At 36.9% G+C, this 14,989-nt stretch carries 11 protein-coding genes, 16 tRNA genes and 1 rRNA gene; 24 read left to right on the top strand and 4 right to left on the bottom strand.

The annotated features are described in order from the left end of the window. Positions 1-122: 122 nt before the first annotated feature. The 21 genes from rrf (at position 123) to BFM98_RS20520 (ending at position 9,437) form a co-directional block, all read left to right on the top strand. Positions 123-238: ribosomal RNA gene (rrf, locus tag BFM98_RS20620) — 5S ribosomal RNA — on the top strand. A 16-nt stretch (positions 239-254) separates the two neighbouring features. Continuing rightward, positions 255-331: transfer RNA gene (locus BFM98_RS20615), tRNA-Asn, on the top strand. Between the two features lie 5 nt (positions 332-336). Further along, positions 337-428 (top strand) — tRNA-Ser (locus tag BFM98_RS20610). Between the two features lie 24 nt (positions 429-452). Further along, a tRNA-Glu gene (locus tag BFM98_RS20605) sits at positions 453-527 on the top strand. A gap of 15 nt (positions 528-542) precedes the next feature. After that, positions 543-618 (top strand) — tRNA-Val (locus BFM98_RS20600). 26 nt (positions 619-644) lie between these two features. Further along, positions 645-719: transfer RNA gene (locus BFM98_RS20595), tRNA-Met, on the top strand. Between the two features lie 3 nt (positions 720-722). After that, positions 723-798, top strand: a tRNA-Asp gene (locus BFM98_RS20590). Between the two features lie 15 nt (positions 799-813). Then, a tRNA-Phe gene (locus BFM98_RS20585) sits at positions 814-886 on the top strand. Positions 887-898: 12 nt separating this feature from the next. Then, a tRNA-Thr gene (locus BFM98_RS20580) sits at positions 899-974 on the top strand. 9 nt (positions 975-983) lie between these two features. Continuing rightward, positions 984-1,067, top strand: a tRNA-Tyr gene (locus tag BFM98_RS20575). A gap of 13 nt (positions 1,068-1,080) precedes the next feature. Beyond that, positions 1,081-1,154, top strand: a tRNA-Trp gene (locus BFM98_RS20570). A 12-nt stretch (positions 1,155-1,166) separates the two neighbouring features. Further along, positions 1,167-1,242, top strand: a tRNA-His gene (locus BFM98_RS20565). A 35-nt stretch (positions 1,243-1,277) separates the two neighbouring features. Further along, positions 1,278-1,353: transfer RNA gene (locus tag BFM98_RS20560), tRNA-His, on the top strand. 4 nt (positions 1,354-1,357) lie between these two features. Then, positions 1,358-1,432: transfer RNA gene (locus BFM98_RS20555), tRNA-Gln, on the top strand. Between the two features lie 5 nt (positions 1,433-1,437). Continuing rightward, positions 1,438-1,512, top strand: a tRNA-Gly gene (locus BFM98_RS20550). Positions 1,513-1,520: 8 nt separating this feature from the next. Continuing rightward, positions 1,521-1,594, top strand: a tRNA-Cys gene (locus tag BFM98_RS20545). Positions 1,595-1,641: 47 nt separating this feature from the next. Then, positions 1,642-1,722 (top strand) — tRNA-Leu (locus tag BFM98_RS20540). Positions 1,723-2,362: 640 nt separating this feature from the next. Beyond that, positions 2,363-6,547, top strand: a complete 4,185-nt coding sequence (locus tag BFM98_RS20535) for an S-layer homology domain-containing protein (protein WP_066038300.1) — start codon at positions 2,363-2,365, stop codon at positions 6,545-6,547. Between the two features lie 101 nt (positions 6,548-6,648). Beyond that, positions 6,649-7,521 carry a GNAT family N-acetyltransferase gene (locus tag BFM98_RS20530; protein WP_066038299.1) on the top strand — a complete coding sequence of 291 codons (873 nt, stop codon included), beginning with the start codon at positions 6,649-6,651 and terminating at the stop codon, positions 7,519-7,521. 207 nt (positions 7,522-7,728) lie between these two features. Further along, complete coding sequence (locus BFM98_RS20525) at positions 7,729-8,760, top strand: ABC transporter permease (protein WP_048391852.1); 1,032 nt, start codon at positions 7,729-7,731, stop codon at positions 8,758-8,760. 2 nt (positions 8,761-8,762) lie between these two features. Continuing rightward, positions 8,763-9,437: an ABC transporter ATP-binding protein gene (locus tag BFM98_RS20520; RefSeq protein WP_048391842.1), complete on the top strand. Its 675-nt coding sequence runs from the start codon at positions 8,763-8,765 to the stop codon at positions 9,435-9,437. Between the two features lie 40 nt (positions 9,438-9,477). Here BFM98_RS20520 and BFM98_RS20515 read toward each other — a convergent pair whose 3' ends face one another. Genes BFM98_RS20515 through BFM98_RS20505 form a run of 3 tightly spaced genes read right to left on the bottom strand, consistent with a single transcriptional unit; the run spans position 9,478 to position 11,588 of the window. Next, a complete protein-coding gene (locus tag BFM98_RS20515; RefSeq protein WP_066038298.1) occupies positions 9,478-10,287 on the bottom strand; it encodes an SDR family NAD(P)-dependent oxidoreductase in 810 nt (269 codons plus the stop codon). Positions 10,288-10,289: 2 nt separating this feature from the next. Beyond that, positions 10,290-10,991 (bottom strand): SGNH/GDSL hydrolase family protein, encoded by a 702-nt coding sequence (locus BFM98_RS20510; protein ID WP_066038297.1) that lies wholly within the window; start codon positions 10,989-10,991, stop codon positions 10,290-10,292. Next, on the bottom strand, positions 10,992-11,588 hold the full coding sequence (locus BFM98_RS20505; protein ID WP_066038296.1) for a TetR/AcrR family transcriptional regulator: 597 nt from the start codon (positions 11,586-11,588) through the stop codon (positions 10,992-10,994). It abuts the gene before it with no gap. A 176-nt stretch (positions 11,589-11,764) separates the two neighbouring features. Here BFM98_RS20505 and BFM98_RS20500 point away from each other — a divergent pair, with 176 nt between their 5' ends. Further along, on the top strand, positions 11,765-12,124 hold the full coding sequence (locus tag BFM98_RS20500) for a VOC family protein (protein ID WP_066038295.1): 360 nt from the start codon (positions 11,765-11,767) through the stop codon (positions 12,122-12,124). A gap of 82 nt (positions 12,125-12,206) precedes the next feature. Next, the gene (locus BFM98_RS20495) at positions 12,207-13,292 is read left to right on the top strand and encodes an S-layer homology domain-containing protein (RefSeq protein WP_066038294.1); all 1,086 of its coding nucleotides are present in this window, start codon (positions 12,207-12,209) and stop codon (positions 13,290-13,292) included. A 38-nt stretch (positions 13,293-13,330) separates the two neighbouring features. Here the strand turns inward: BFM98_RS20495 and BFM98_RS20490 are convergent, their stop codons facing one another. Continuing rightward, positions 13,331-14,077, bottom strand: a complete 747-nt coding sequence (locus BFM98_RS20490) for an arylamine N-acetyltransferase family protein (RefSeq protein ID WP_066038293.1) — start codon at positions 14,075-14,077, stop codon at positions 13,331-13,333. 186 nt (positions 14,078-14,263) lie between these two features. Here BFM98_RS20490 and nagB point away from each other — a divergent pair, with 186 nt between their 5' ends. Then, the gene (gene nagB, locus BFM98_RS20485; RefSeq protein WP_066038292.1) at positions 14,264-14,977 is read left to right on the top strand and encodes a glucosamine-6-phosphate deaminase; all 714 of its coding nucleotides are present in this window, start codon (positions 14,264-14,266) and stop codon (positions 14,975-14,977) included. Positions 14,978-14,989: the final 12 nt, after the last annotated feature.

The raw sequence follows: 14,989 nt of genomic DNA, 5'->3' as shown, positions 1-14,989 counted from the left end.
AGATGTGTATAAGAGACAGCATTCAATGCACCGTTTATCCAGTTTTGAAAGAACAAGTAAGTTTTAAAAAAAGCTTGCATTTTTACTAAGATATGTTATAATAAGTATTGTCTTTCAAATAGTCTAGTGATGATGGCAAAGAGGTCACACCCGTTCCCATACCGAACACGGAAGTTAAGCTCTTTAGCGCCGATGGTAGTTGGGGGCTTCCCCCTGTGAGAGTAGGACGTCGCTAGGCTATATACTAAAATTATTCCGAAGTAGCTCAGTTGGTAGTAGCACCTGACTGTTAATCAGGTTGTCGCAGGTTCGAGTCCTGCCTTCGGAGCCATTCTTGGAGAGTTGTCCGAGTGGCCGAAGGAGCACGATTGGAAATCGTGTAGGCGGTTAACACTGTCTCAAGGGTTCAAATCCCTTACTCTCCGCCAGCACTTTGATGTGTTCCAAACGATGGCCCCTTGGTCAAGTGGTTAAGACACCGCCCTTTCACGGCGGTAACACGGGTTCGAATCCCGTAGGGGTCACCAATTCAATACCCAGATGGAGGATTAGCTCAGCTGGGAGAGCATCTGCCTTACAAGCAGAGGGTCGGCGGTTCGAGCCCGTCATCCTCCACCATTATTTTTACAACATTATAGTATTATCGCGGGGTGGAGCAGTGGTAGCTCGTCGGGCTCATAACCCGAAGGTCGTTGGTTCAAATCCAGCCCCCGCAACCAAATGGTCCCGTGGTGTAGCGGTTAACATGCCTGCCTGTCACGCAGGAGATCGCCGGTTCGATCCCGGTCGGGACCGCCATTTATTTTAAAATATGGGTCAGTAGCTCAGTTGGTAGAGCATTAGATTGAAGCTCTAAGTGTCGGCGGTTCGATTCCGTCCTGACCCATCTTGTTTTTTTGCCGGTTTAGCTCAGCAGGTAGAGCAACTGACTTGTAATCAGTAGGTCGTGGGTTCGATTCCTATAGCCGGCACCAGATTTTCCCGGAGGGGTAGCGAAGTGGCTAAACGCGGCGGACTGTAAATCCGCTCCTTAGGGTTCGGCGGTTCGAATCCGTCCCCCTCCACCAGTTTTATTATTTTAGGGGCATAGTTCAACGGTAGAATAGAGGTCTCCAAAACCTTTGGTGTGGGTTCGATTCCTACTGCCCCTGCCAATTAATTTTATGGCGATTGTGGCGAAGTGGTTAACGCACCGGATTGTGGTTCCGGCATTCGTGGGTTCGATTCCCATCAGTCGCCCCATCTAATATAAAATTAATAAACATCATAATACAATGGCGATTGTGGCGAAGTGGTTAACGCACCGGATTGTGGTTCCGGCATTCGTGGGTTCGATTCCCATCAGTCGCCCCATTGTTGGGGTATAGCCAAGCGGTAAGGCAACGGATTTTGATTCCGTCATGCCTAGGTTCGAATCCTAGTACCCCAGCCATTTTTGCGGAAGTAGTTCAGTGGTAGAACACCACCTTGCCAAGGTGGGGGTCGCGAGTTCGAACCTCGTCTTCCGCTCCATGTATGACGGCGGCATAGCCAAGTGGTAAGGCACGGGTCTGCAACACCCTTATCACCGGTTCAAATCCGGTTGCCGCCTCCATATTTTAACTGTTAATCGGTTTATCCGATTTTTTTTATCTCCATTATGCCGGTGTGGCGGAATTGGCAGACGCGCACGACTCAAAATCGTGTTCCTTTGGAGTGTCGGTTCGACCCCGACCACCGGTATCAATTACAACGAAGAATCCTTGATATATCAGGGGTTCTTTTTTTGTTGTAAAAAATTATAGAAAGTATATAAACATAGATAAAGGAGCGGGGGACTGAATGGGTCATATTTTTGCCTTTACAGCAGCTATATTTTGCGCTGTATTAGCAAACTAAAGTTATTTAATATAATCTACGTTCATTATGGTAACGTTAACTGATAAATTAATGTGTACTTGCCTCTTAAAAGCAGAAAATGACAAGACAGAGTTTAGTTTCTTCCTTAACTTAGAAACAAGTGGCATTAAGATATGTTTTGTATCGATGAAACATGAAAACATTAATCACAACGTATGGGTCATGCATGAAGTTGAACTAAAATTTTTGTTCTATTAATTGAAAATTTATATATATTAATTTTACTATTTATTATAAAATATTTTTACCACATTTGTATGATAGGTAGACTAATTTCTCTAAAATGGAAAGTAAAAAAGGATATATCTAAAATATTTGGTAATAACTACCCAAAAACCATTGTGGAATTATAATAAGAAAGGGAGATATTCCAATTTAAAAAAATATACAAAAAGATATATCGCAAATTACTATTTATTAGTAAATAAGTCACCATCAATAATGAGGGAAAGAATGTGAGATTATGAAAAAAAAGAATAAAAATTTTAACAAGATAATAGCATCTACAGTTACAGCATCTGTTGTGGTAAGTAGTTTAGTGACCGTGATACCAAATGCTAACGCAGCTGCAACTAAATTCAAAGATGTACAGTCAAATGCATACTTTTATGAAGCAGTAAATAGTTTACATGCACGTAATATTATAAGTGGCTATGAAGATGGTACTTTCCGTCCAAACGAACCTTTAACTCGCGCCCATGCTGCAAAAATCATTGCACTTGCATTAGATTTAGATACAACTAATATTAAGAACCCAGGATTTAAAGATGTCTCTGAAAAGCATAGTTTCTATAAATATATTGCTGCATTAGCCGATAAAGGAATTATTGTGGGATCTGAAGGTGAATACAGACCGAATGATCCTGTGACTCGTGCACAGATGGCAAAAATTATCTCATTAGCCTATGATTTAAAATCAGAAAATTCTCAACAAAAAATAAACTTTACAGATGTGAGTCAAGATGATCGGTTTAATAATTATGTTGGGATATTGATTGAAAATGAAATCACATCCGGAACAACCTCAACAACATTTTCGCCTAATAAAAGTGTGACTCGTGGACAACTAGCAGCGTTCATTTACCGTAGTGAAAACAAAATAACACCTGTTCCTGTTCATGTGAATGAGACGATCTCCAATATTACAGATGAGACACTGGTGACTTCTGAAGGTACATACACACTTTCAGATGATCAAAAGAAATGGGTTAATCCGAGTAATCTAGCGACATTAAAAGGTGCCAACTTAAAACTAACTATAAAAGAGAATAAAATTGAACAAATACAATCTATTGAATTAACTGCAAAAGGTACACCAAGTACTGATACTAATAACCCCTATGTAAATCATGCTGTGTTTGATGGAAAAGGTGCAACTATCGATTCTACTGTCATTGTAAATAGCGATTACATCACAATGAAGAATATCACCATTAAAGGCGATTTACATGTGGGTAAAGGCGTTGAGAATTCTTTCTACTCTGAATTCTTGAAAGTGGAAGGTAAAACGACGATTGATGATACTTTGCAACTAGCAAATCAAACTAATGCATATAAATCTTTTGGAGCAAAGGTTGCATCTATGAATAACTTACCTATAGCTGCGAATGAAACTAAAGTAAGAGGAAGAGTAGTTTTCAGTGAATTTCAATTGGGTGATGTGGGTGTCGATAAAAATGCTGATGTTATTTTCCTATCGAAAACATCTGGAGCATCTACAGTAGGAGAAATTGTTGTTAATAGCAATGCAATATTAACTGCTGGAAGTTCAGTGGTGCTTCCTAAAGTATTGATTGTCCAGGGAGCTACTGACGTTGTCATTAACTCAAATGTAACTGCTTTACAAGTAACAACTACAGGTGAGGTTAAATTATCTGGTAAAAGTGACATTGTTAATCTATCTCTTATGACAAGTGCAAATGTAAATCTGCAAACAATCGGTCGAGTAAGTAATCTTGAAACACTTAATAGAGAAACAAAAGTTACAATAGGAACAGAAACCAAAATTGGCAACCTTGTTATTCCAACAGGTTCAAAACCTGCTGATATAATTCAAAATTATAATTCTGTAAAAGGCAATGTCGAACGAATTGCTGGAACAAAAAACCCAGATTTATCCGATACGTCATCTGATAACTCAGGTAGCGGGTCTATTGATACAACAGTTCCCGTAGCACCATCAGCACCAAAGGGTTTACAAGGGGTGTCTCCAACTTTAGTAGGAAATGATGGTAAGATTACAGGTTTAAATGCAAGTAAGAAATATCAATATAAACTAGTTACAGACACAAGTTGGACGAATGTACCTTTATTAGCAACAGAAATTATTGGCTTAGGTGCAGGAAACTATGAAGTACGGTATGCAGCAAGTGGGAACATACCAGCAAGTTTATCAATGACGGTATATGTTCAAAGTTCAAATCAATCACAAGCTCCTTCACACATACAATTGGTTAATTACGCGACAGCAGGCAAGGATATGATTGCTTTACCTTCATTACCAGTAGGCTCATTAATTAAAGTGTATGATGCAAGTACAAATGGAAATATCCTTGGAAGCTTTTCAGTAACAACGTCAACTGCACTTAGTATAGTAGAGATTCTAGGAGGATTTCCTCTAGGACTTAATAAAGTCTATGTAACAGTTACAGAAAACGGAAAAACTGAAAGCACAAGAGTCGAAAAAGGAGTACCAACGACTTTCCCGAATGCACCAGCAGTTAGTGATATTACTGTTACTGACAATGCTACTGGGGCAGACAAAGTGACAGTTAAACTACCTTCCCCAATAGGTGATTATATGATTTCTGTATACGATGTTTCAGGCAATCAATTAGAATGGGGTATACTTCCTGACGGAAATGGTGAAAAATCAATTGCGATTTCCTCTGGTTTTGCTAATGGGATGTCTGAAATTGATGTAGCGATTATAAAAGTAACAGACAATGGTACTCAATATGCAGAGAGTTTAAGAACACGAGTTAGCATCGGATCTTTAAGCCCATTAGCTGTTACGGCAGTGGATGATCCATTCAGTAACGATAAAATAAATATTACAGTTGGTGAACCTGTAGATTTAGGTAATGAGTTTGCTTTTAAAGTTTTTGATGATGCGAATGCAGCAGACGCTGGAAAGCCATCATTAAATGCTGATGTATCTTCTTGGGAAACACTTCCGCCTGATGGTAAAATTTCAGCAGCTGCTGGTAAGGTAGTTGTTGTAGTAGAAAGAACGTCAGCAGGTAAAATCGCGAAAAAGATTGGACAAGTAGTTGCTAATACAATAGTAAATAACCCATTGCTAGAAACGGTTACGATAGATGGTAAAGATGGGGTCAGCTCACAAGATGGAAAAATGGAAACCATTCGCCTAAAATTTTCAGCAAATATTGATCCAACGACAGTAACTAAGGATTCTTTTACAGTCCCTGGCTTTACTGTAGAATCTATAAAAGTAACAGACAAAAATGGAAGAACGCCACTGCTTAGCAATGGTAATCCTAATCCATTATATACACAAGGTGAAAACAAATATATTACAATTAGAGTGGAACCAATGGTTGGTACTCACTTCACACCAGAGGTTATTCAAAATCCAAATGAATCTATCATAGATATCAATGGAGTGAATATAGCTGGGATTCATGTGACAGCAGTTGATCAGGCTGCACCAGTTATTATTAGTTCAGGGTTCATAGATAAGGATTCTAACGGTGTAGATGTAGGGGATCAGTTAACGATTATCTTCTCAGAGGATGTAAATCTTGGTTTGGCTAATCTAATTGATTTAGCGAATGATTTTACTTTAAGTAATCAAACAAATTCTACGTTTGCTTTTGCTAATGATGATACCTTTGAACTTTTAGGAAATACCGTAACTGTCACGTTAGGTGCAACAACCGTATCAAAAATTGAACAAAATACAACCATCACGATGAGTGCAAATGGTAACGATATTTCTTTAAAAGACGCTGCTTTGAATAAAGCGAAGCCTCAAAAAGAATTTGTGAATGAAACAGTCTATTCTGATGCAAAAACAATAAATATAACGAATATACCATTAACAATTGTAAATCCAATTACTGCACCTAATGCAATGAAAGCACAAGGAACGAATGCAGGAACAATGAAACTGACAGGATTAACAGATGGTGTTACGTATGAATATATAATAGATAGTAATGCTACGACATCTATTAGCACAGACTGGGCAGGCGCAACATTAATACCCCTATCAGGAACAACAGAAATTGATAATATTTCGATAAATGCGGGTCAATTTGTTCATATTCGTATAGCTTCAGCAGGAGGGCAACCAGCAAATGATGTACAGAATTTACAAATTGAATTAAGCGATATAAAGCCTGCTGCTGCTCCAAATGCGACTCCAATACCATCTAACGCAGCAGGTTATACAAAATTAACCGGCTTAACTTCTGGGATGACATATGAATACTTTGTTGATAACAACGACACTGCAGCAGATAATGCAGCAGAATGGTCAACTGCTACAGCTAAAACTGGTGTTACTTATATTGAGATTCCAGCTAATACTTCGCAATATATTCATATTCGTATAAAAGCCACCGCAGAAAAGCCAGCGTCTTATATAAAAAGTGTTAAAGGTACTGGAAATGAGGGACCTTAAGTAAATCCTTAGTTGGAATGGATCACTTATCGAGGTGATCCATTCCCTTTTTTACTAAACCTCAAATAAAATAGACTATTTTCATTAAGAAGGTAAAAATCATGCTAATCCAAAGAATAAATGAAACCCAAGTTAATGAAGTATTACTGCATTTTAAAAATATTAAAGGTGACTTTTTATTTAATGACCTAAACAATGACTCGTTTGTCTTAGGCGTTTCAGTTGATAAAAATAGTGAAGTTCTCGGAGCAATATTGGCGGAATACAAAGAGTTAGATAGAATGGGCGTCGTCTACTCAGTAAATGTTAGAGATAAGTTTAAAAATAAAAACATAGAAGAAAAACTACTAAAGTTTGCCGAAAAAGAACTAAAAGCAAAAGGCGCAAATGTTTTATATACAAATGTTTTTCCTGAAACTAGTCCGAATGTAAAATACACATTAAGAAAGCAATCGTGGACTCCACCAATTTTAGACAAAACTCACTTTATGATTAATGTGAAAGATATGAGCAAAGAAAAATGGATCGAAAAAAACACATTTCCAGAAGACATCTCTGTTAAAGCGTTGAATCAAATTCATGAAGCGGAACTGGAGTCGTTACGCAATGTTGATTGGTATCCTAAGCATTTATCACCCTTAGAGGATTTTCAATTTGGTGAAGCTAGTCCACAAACGAGTTTTTGGGTTTACTACAAAGAGGAAATCATCGGGTGGATATTAAGTACAAATGTGAATAATGAACATTTATTTATTACTTCCCTCTTTATTAAAGAAGATAGAAGAAATCATTATATTTTAAGACCTTTACTGGGCGAGGTTATTAAAAATCAAATTCAACTAAATATACCGTATGCTTGTTTTGATGTAAGAAATGAAGATGAAAAGGTATTGAAATTCTTTAAGAGTTTTTTTAGATCCTATATTCATACTACAATTGAAATTCACAGTTCGTATAAAATATTAAGACCTTGATTAGAAATCAAAAATATCAATTCATTCAAGGCGAGGGATTTTAGTAAGTAAAGATAAATAAGATTCAAAAAAGATGCCACTCTATGGGATAAAAATGCCTTTATAGAGTGGCTTTTTATATAATCACTACATTTTAACGATTAGTTCATGCACTGTTCATTTAACAATTTTAAGCTAGGAGTAATCAAAGAAATGGAGGGGTTAGTGATGAATCTTGCCTGGAAAGAAATGAAGAAGAATAAAGTACGGTTTTTAATCTTGGGCTCCATTATCTTCCTAGTTAGTTTTTTAACGTTTATTATCTCGGGTTTAGCAAATGGTCTGTCACAGGATAATGCAGCTTTAATTAAGGATTTACCGAAGGGTCAATTTTATATGGCTGAGGATGCGGATGGCACGTTTAATCTTTCAAGAATCGATAGCGACCTGCAACAGAAAGTCATAAGTAAAGAAAAAGAGGCAGTAGCTTTTTCGATCCAGATGGGCTTTTTAAATGATCAGGATGATAAACAACAAAGTGTAGCCTTTGTGACATCAACGGAATCTACACTTTTTAGCAATGTGCATCAAGACGAGGTGCTTTTGGATAGCTCACTACAAGATAAAGGAATACAAGTTGGAGATATATTAACGAATAATCAATACAGTGGAAAGTTCATTGTAAAAGGTTTTGTAGAGCAAAAAAAATATAGCCATGCTCCCGTTGCTTATATTAGTGAAGAGGCTTATCAGGAGATGTATCGGGTAGCTGATAAACAATTAATTTTTGTACCAAATAGTGAGCCAAATGATATTAAGGGATTGCAAGCATATAGCAATAAAGAGTTTCTCAATACTATCCCTAGTTATAATGCGGAACAATTATCTTTAAATATGATTATATGGTTCTTAGTTGTCATTAGTGGGATGTTGTTTGCTATTTTCTTCTATATGATGAATGTGCAAAAAATTGGCTTGTATGGCATTTTAAAAGCAATTGGATTAAAAACAAGTAAGCTATTTAAAATGATCTGGACACAGATGGCTATTATTACAATCTTTTCACTTGTGGTATCTGTCAGTCTTAGCCAGCTATTTAATATAGTTGCTCCTAAGGGGATGCCATTCACTTTAACAATAGGCACTACAACACAGTTATCAGTTGTATTCCTCCTCATAGGCTTTATTGGTGCGACCTTGTCAGGAATGCAAATTAAAAAAATTGAACCGTTACAAGCAATACAGCAAGGGGAGGCTTAATCATGACGTTATTTACAATTGATGAAGTACGAAAAACGTTTAAGAATGGTGAAGTCGAGGAAGAGATCTTAAAGGGCATCAATCTTTCTTTAAATGAAGGAGAGATTACAGCATTGGTAGGTGCTTCTGGCTCTGGGAAAAGTACATTATTAACGATCGCTGCAGGACTACAACCCGCAACAGATGGGCAAGTGTTATTTGAAGAGCAGAATCTTACGACGATGAAAACCGACCAGGTACGAAAATTACGTGCAAGTAAATTCGGTTTTGTTTTTCAATTTGCTCACCTTGTTCCATTTTTGACAGTGGAGGAACAATTGCTATTAATGCTAGATGTAGCTGAATCTCCATTAAAAAAGAATGAACAGAAATATGAAGTCAATCGGCTATTGGAGTTAGTTGGAATGGAACACCGTAAAACTGCCTATCCTTCCTCCTTGTCAGGGGGAGAGAAGCAACGTGTAGCAATTGCACGTGCTATTATTCATCAACCGAAAGTATTGTTTGCTGATGAACCAACGGCTAGTTTAGATTCACAGCGCTCTAAAGAGATTATGTTGTTATTAAGAACATTAACAAAAACTTTAAATATAACAACATTATTAGTGACGCATGACGAAGAAATGTTGGCATATACAGATCGTATTATTAAAATGAGCGATGGTGTCGTATTATAAAATAAGCAAGGCTCCCATTAGAAGGGAGCCTTGTGAAACATTAGGTTAAACGTGCATTACTACTCACTTTACAAACGATTCTCATTAACGCTTTGTGTAAAAAAGGAAAAATAGTAAAAACAACATCCAGTGTTTTGCGCATTGGCATTGGACAAATGATAGGCTTATTTTGATGAACACCCTCTATAGCCATTTTTGCAATTCGCTGAGGTGAGATCATTTTTTGCTGCTTTAATTGTTTGGTGATAATGGATTTATCCATATGAATCGCCTTTGCATTATCGAAAATTGGTGTATCCACAAACGTTGGACATAAAGTACTCACCTTAATCCCGAATTCCTCAGCCTCATAGTGTAGAGAGGTTGTTAGTCCTATAACAGCATGTTTGGTAGTAGCGTATGCAGTAGAAAAAGGAGAAGGTCCTAACCCTGCAGCAGAGGAGGTATTGACGATATGACCAAAACCTTGTTTTTTCATAAGTGGGTAGCCTATTTGAGTCCCATAAATGACACCCCATAAATTAATGGCCATAATTTCCTTCCAATCCTCAATAGTCATTTCACCCATCTCCCCATACATAGCGATACCAGCATTATTAAACAGATAATCTATACGGTGAAATTCTTTAAATACATCGTGAATGACAGAAGCTACATTTTTGTAATCGGTTACATTTAAATGTACAAATTTTACATGGGCGATATCCTTATTTAACTCTGCTTCTAACACACGACCCTCATGATCTTGAATATCAGCAATAATGACAAATATATGTCGAGCAATTAATTCTTGGCAAATAGCCTTTCCTATCCCTGAAACACCGCCAGTAACAACAGCAATCTTTCTCATCTTTAGGACCTCCCGATTTTGTCTCCTTCGACTTTATAAAGTTCAATGATAGAGCTATATTGCTGTGCCACTAAATCAGCACCTTTACTATTCAAATGAACACCATCTAAAGTTACATGTAGCCCTCTTTTTTGAGATAATTTATCGATACGTAAAGGACTTTTGTAAAATAAAACATCCAGTAGGACTCTTATTACATTCGTATTAATAAAGCCTGAGCACTCCAAATGTTCTAAATGCTCTTTAAAGAGATTTTGCATATTTACAAAATAAACATTGCCAGATTTCATTGAAATAGACTCCATAACAGACGTTAATTGTGTTATTTCTTTGTTAGAGGGATTTTGAAGATCTTCTCCTACTAATGCTGGAGATACTAATACAACATTTTTGGAAGCGTCATGTGCTTTCTCTAATACCTTAAGGCAGTATTCTTCGAATTCAATGTGATCCTTCGCCACAGGCTGTGCTTGCACCTTTAATAATTTTGAATAGACGTCATTGACGCCTATCCAAAGAATAAGGAGATCATAGGAAGATTGGAGCGGCATTTTTTCCAAGCGAGTAAATAAACTTTTAATCGTCTCGCCTGGATTTCCAAGATTATCGAATGAAATATGGGGATATTGATGTTTCAAGAGATCATAAAATGAAACGCCTGGACGACCTTCTGTTAAGCTATCACCTATTAAACCTACTTTCATTTAAACCCCACCTTTTTTAATTTCTTTTAAGAAAATCGTTATTGCCTGTTGAAAGAGTGGTTCTAATGATTTCAAGTTATGAGTATTGGTCAGCTGACATAATCCACCTAGCCATGTGCCAAGTAAGACGGTCCATGTATCTACATTGCCATGAACAAATTCGTTTTGGTCGATGCCCTCTTGAAGAATTGCTCGATAAGCATTCATTGGCGTAATAGCTAAATTGAATAACTGTTGTATAGAATCAGGACTTGATTTAGGATTAGATGCCAGTTCCTGACCTGACTTTAGTAAGGGTGTTTGATACTCATAGAGGACATGCATGGCCATACCATACAATTTATCTGTTGATGTGGTGTATGAAGATTCTTGTTGCAACCATTTGTCATGCCAATTTTTCATCGATTGCTGCGCCAAAAGCACAAATAACTTTTCTTTATTTTCGAAATGATAATAAATATGTCCTTTACTATAACCAGAGGCTTTCGAAATATCACCAACAGATGTCTGATTATAGCCATGTTGAGAAAATAATTGGATGGCATGTTTGATAATCTCAATCTTTGCCTTGTCACTGTCATAGCGTCTTTTACTCAATGTTGTACTCCTTTAATGATTTGAACAATCGTTCTAATTTAATTATACATAATTTTCTAACTAATTAAATACATAAATTTTTTATTTGGAATATTGTCAAATTTCTAAAGTTGCAGGAAGGGAATTCCAATTAATTGTTGAATTATTTGTTATGCTAAAAATGAGGGGGTATATGTATGGGAAAAGTGATTGGCTTTGAATTAAATAGTCAGGAACCGGAGAAAGCGGCAGCTTTTTATAGTAAAGTGTTTGGCTGGGAGGTGGCAGCTCCAAAGTGGGATTATTGGGCAGTTATGACTGGGAATGAAGACAAAGCTGGAATTAATGGTGGCATTGGTAAAGGACCAAGCGATTTTCCGCATGGTACAAGAATTCAAATTGAAGTGGATGCAATTGACGAAGTCATTGCACAGGCAAAACACAATGGTGCTACTATTTTGCGTGACAAAATGGCGTTTGATGATTTCTATCTAGCTTATTTGGTCGATCCGACTGGAATAGGAATTGGATTAATTCAATATAAAAATAACGAATAAAGTCTCTTTTAATAGAGGCTTTTTTCATTTTAAGCATATGGGTACGTCTTTATGGGTATAGAATCGAAGGAGGAGGGATAATGTGAAGAACATATTGAAGCTAGTATGTTTGATCCTGATAACGATTGGTATATTACCGAAGGAAGTGCAGGCAGCCAGCTTTATCGATCTAACGGATGATACATTAACGACGGAAATTCATTATTTAGTAGAACAGGATATTGCGAAAGGGTATTCGAATAACTTGTTCAAGCCGAATGATTTTATTACGAAAGCACAAGTAGCTGTAATGCTAACACGTGCTTTAGGATTAAACACGATCCATGTGCAAAATCCAAACTATCAAGATGTAACAACCACTCATAAATTTTATAAAGAAATTGCGGCTGTGCAAAATAAAGGTATATTTGATACTGCCCATAAATTTCATCCAGATGCACCGCTTACTAGGGGGGAAATGGCGATTGTGCTAAATAGGGCCTTTCAATTAAAAGGTTCAGATCCTTATTATTTTACAGATGTGAGTAAGCAGACACCAGGTTATAAAGAAATTTTAACACTGGCCCATAATCATTTAGTAAGGGGCTATGAGAATGGTTCGTTTAAACCTAATGACCCTGTTACACGCGCCCATTTCTCAGCGTTTTTAGCGAGAGCAATGACTCTTTCTAAACCTAACTTGCTAAGGGACCCCGCATTTGAATATACGTATGCCTATTATTCTTTAAGTGACAATAAGCGTTATACTTTAAACTATCAATATCAGCAACACGACGGTAAAAATGATGTATGGACAGTCAAAAATGTAAGTACAGGACAAACTATCTCTGATGAGCTTTTATATGGTCATGATCGTGCATACGGACAAGCAATTTCTAGTGAAGCTAACACACATTATGATTTATATATAGAACTTCCACTTAGAATAGGTGTTGTTTTACATGAAGATGATCCAGGGGTTTCTGCAGGGGAACGAGTAACTGTAAAATCTACTGATGGTACGGTACAAGCTGGTGATGTGCAATATACGGGTGTGGTTATAGTCGAGAAAAGGTCAGAATTTAGTGATGTAGTGAAAACTTATTACTTTGTAGATGATATAGGTTTAGTTAAAGAGCTACACAATGACATAGTTGTGTTTGAATTGCTCAATAGGACAATGAAATAATGTGAAAGGAAAGCAAGCCACCGATGGACTTGCTTTCCTTATTGTTGTACAGAGATATGAAAAAAACGCTGTAGAGCTTGCAGCCATTCCTTCTCAGTGTTTGTTGTATAGGTAGTTAAGGATTGTCCTTCATAAATTCTAAATTCGTTGTTCATCATGGTATGACGGCCACCAATGGTTCGAATCATAGCAATTTTATTTTTTTGCTTGGAAAGTCGTGGTGCAAATTTTGCATCATTGGCATCGTCGTGAAAACTATAAAGCAAACGCCAACTATGTTTAGCTTGTTCCAACAGCATCCAACCATTCGCTTCATCATAATCTATTTTATATAACTCTTTACCTTCACGGTGTAGATAGCCAGCAATCAGTGGCACTGGTTTACAGGGTGCTAATGCACCGACACCTACATCCGAGATATAGTATTGTCCACTCATATTAACTAGTAATAATTGATGCATAGGAATTTCCTCTGGAGGGGTATTTTCCGCTACGTTGCGCCAAAACTGGGCATAACGATTGGTGACAGAAAAGCCAAGCTCTCGTAGAAGCCAGCTGAATAAGATATTTAATTCAAAACAATTGCCACCACGTTTATCAATAATTATTTTCTTAAATATATCAGGAATAGCGAAGGAGATACCACGATTCAAGGCAACATCTAAATTTTCATAGGGAATGGTTAATAGATGTTTAGTTTGTAGTTGTCCAAGTAGTTGAATAGATGGCTCTAACGTTCCTTGAAATTGAATATACTTTAAATAGTGCTGAATTTGTAAATTCATAAAATCGCCTCACTTCCTTATTAATAACATAACCGAAATAGTCTTAGATTACACGCATAAACTGAAGTAGGAAATGATAGAAAAATAGCTAAATAACTAGTAAGATTAATATATTAGCTACTATAAAGTGAAATATTTTACATATTAGTTAATAATATTAATGGTAAGGTAGGTATCGTATAAAGAATGAAATGGATAGAAGTGAATACATATGAGGAAATGAGTGAAGTGGCAGCTACTATTTTCTCAAAACAAATACAAGAGAAACCTGATAGTGTTTTAGGTTTAGCAACTGGTGGATCACCTGTAGGCATGTATAAAGAATTAGTGGCACGACACCAAGCTGGCCATTTATCTTTTAAGGAAGTACAAACTTTTAACTTGGATGAGTATGTTGGCATTGAGCAATCAAGTCCAGCAAGCTACTTTACATTTATGCATGAGAATTTATTTAATTTTGTGGATATACAGCCGAAAAATGTCCATTTGCCAAATGGACAGGCAGCCAATTTAACTGAAGAATGTGCTGCATATGATAAGCGCATTGAAGAAGCAGGAGGCATTGATTTACAGCTTCTAGGTATCGGTGTAAATGGACATATTGCTTTTAATGAACCAGGCGCATCGTTTGATGCCAAGACGAATATTATGGAGCTAACAGAGTCAACAAGAACAGAAAATGCTATTTATTTTGATGATCCATCTGAAGTACCAACACATGCCATTACAATGGGCATCCACTCCATAATGAAAGCAAAGGAAATCGTTCTCATTGCCTTTGGTGAAAAAAAGCTCGCGGCGATTGAGAAATTGAAAAGTGGTCATATTACAGAAGAATTCCCAGCAAGCCAATTATTAAACCATCCTAATGTTACAGTAATTTATGGTGGTACGAATTAGCAAAAATAAGCA

The organism is Lysinibacillus sp. AR18-8 (genome assembly GCF_001705465.1).
In the GTDB taxonomy this organism is placed as follows: domain Bacteria; phylum Bacillota; class Bacilli; order Bacillales_A; family Planococcaceae; genus Lysinibacillus; species Lysinibacillus capsici.
This window is presented reverse-complemented; position numbering and strand designations above follow the sequence as displayed.

Coding starts and splice junctions, on each gene's coding strand:
- BFM98_RS20535 (WP_066038300.1), top strand. CDS start 2,363: ATGAAAAAAAAGAATAAAAATTTTAACAAGATAATAGCATCTACAGTT.
- BFM98_RS20530 (WP_066038299.1), top strand. CDS start 6,649: ATGCTAATCCAAAGAATAAATGAAACCCAAGTTAATGAAGTATTACTG.
- BFM98_RS20525 (WP_048391852.1), top strand. CDS start 7,729: ATGAATCTTGCCTGGAAAGAAATGAAGAAGAATAAAGTACGGTTTTTA.
- BFM98_RS20520 (WP_048391842.1), top strand. CDS start 8,763: ATGACGTTATTTACAATTGATGAAGTACGAAAAACGTTTAAGAATGGT.
- BFM98_RS20515 (WP_066038298.1), bottom strand. CDS start 10,287: ATGAGAAAGATTGCTGTTGTTACTGGCGGTGTTTCAGGGATAGGAAAG.
- BFM98_RS20510 (WP_066038297.1), bottom strand. CDS start 10,991: ATGAAAGTAGGTTTAATAGGTGATAGCTTAACAGAAGGTCGTCCAGGC.
- BFM98_RS20500 (WP_066038295.1), top strand. CDS start 11,765: ATGGGAAAAGTGATTGGCTTTGAATTAAATAGTCAGGAACCGGAGAAA.
- BFM98_RS20490 (WP_066038293.1), bottom strand. CDS start 14,077: ATGAATTTACAAATTCAGCACTATTTAAAGTATATTCAATTTCAAGGA.
- nagB (WP_066038292.1), top strand. CDS start 14,264: ATGAAATGGATAGAAGTGAATACATATGAGGAAATGAGTGAAGTGGCA.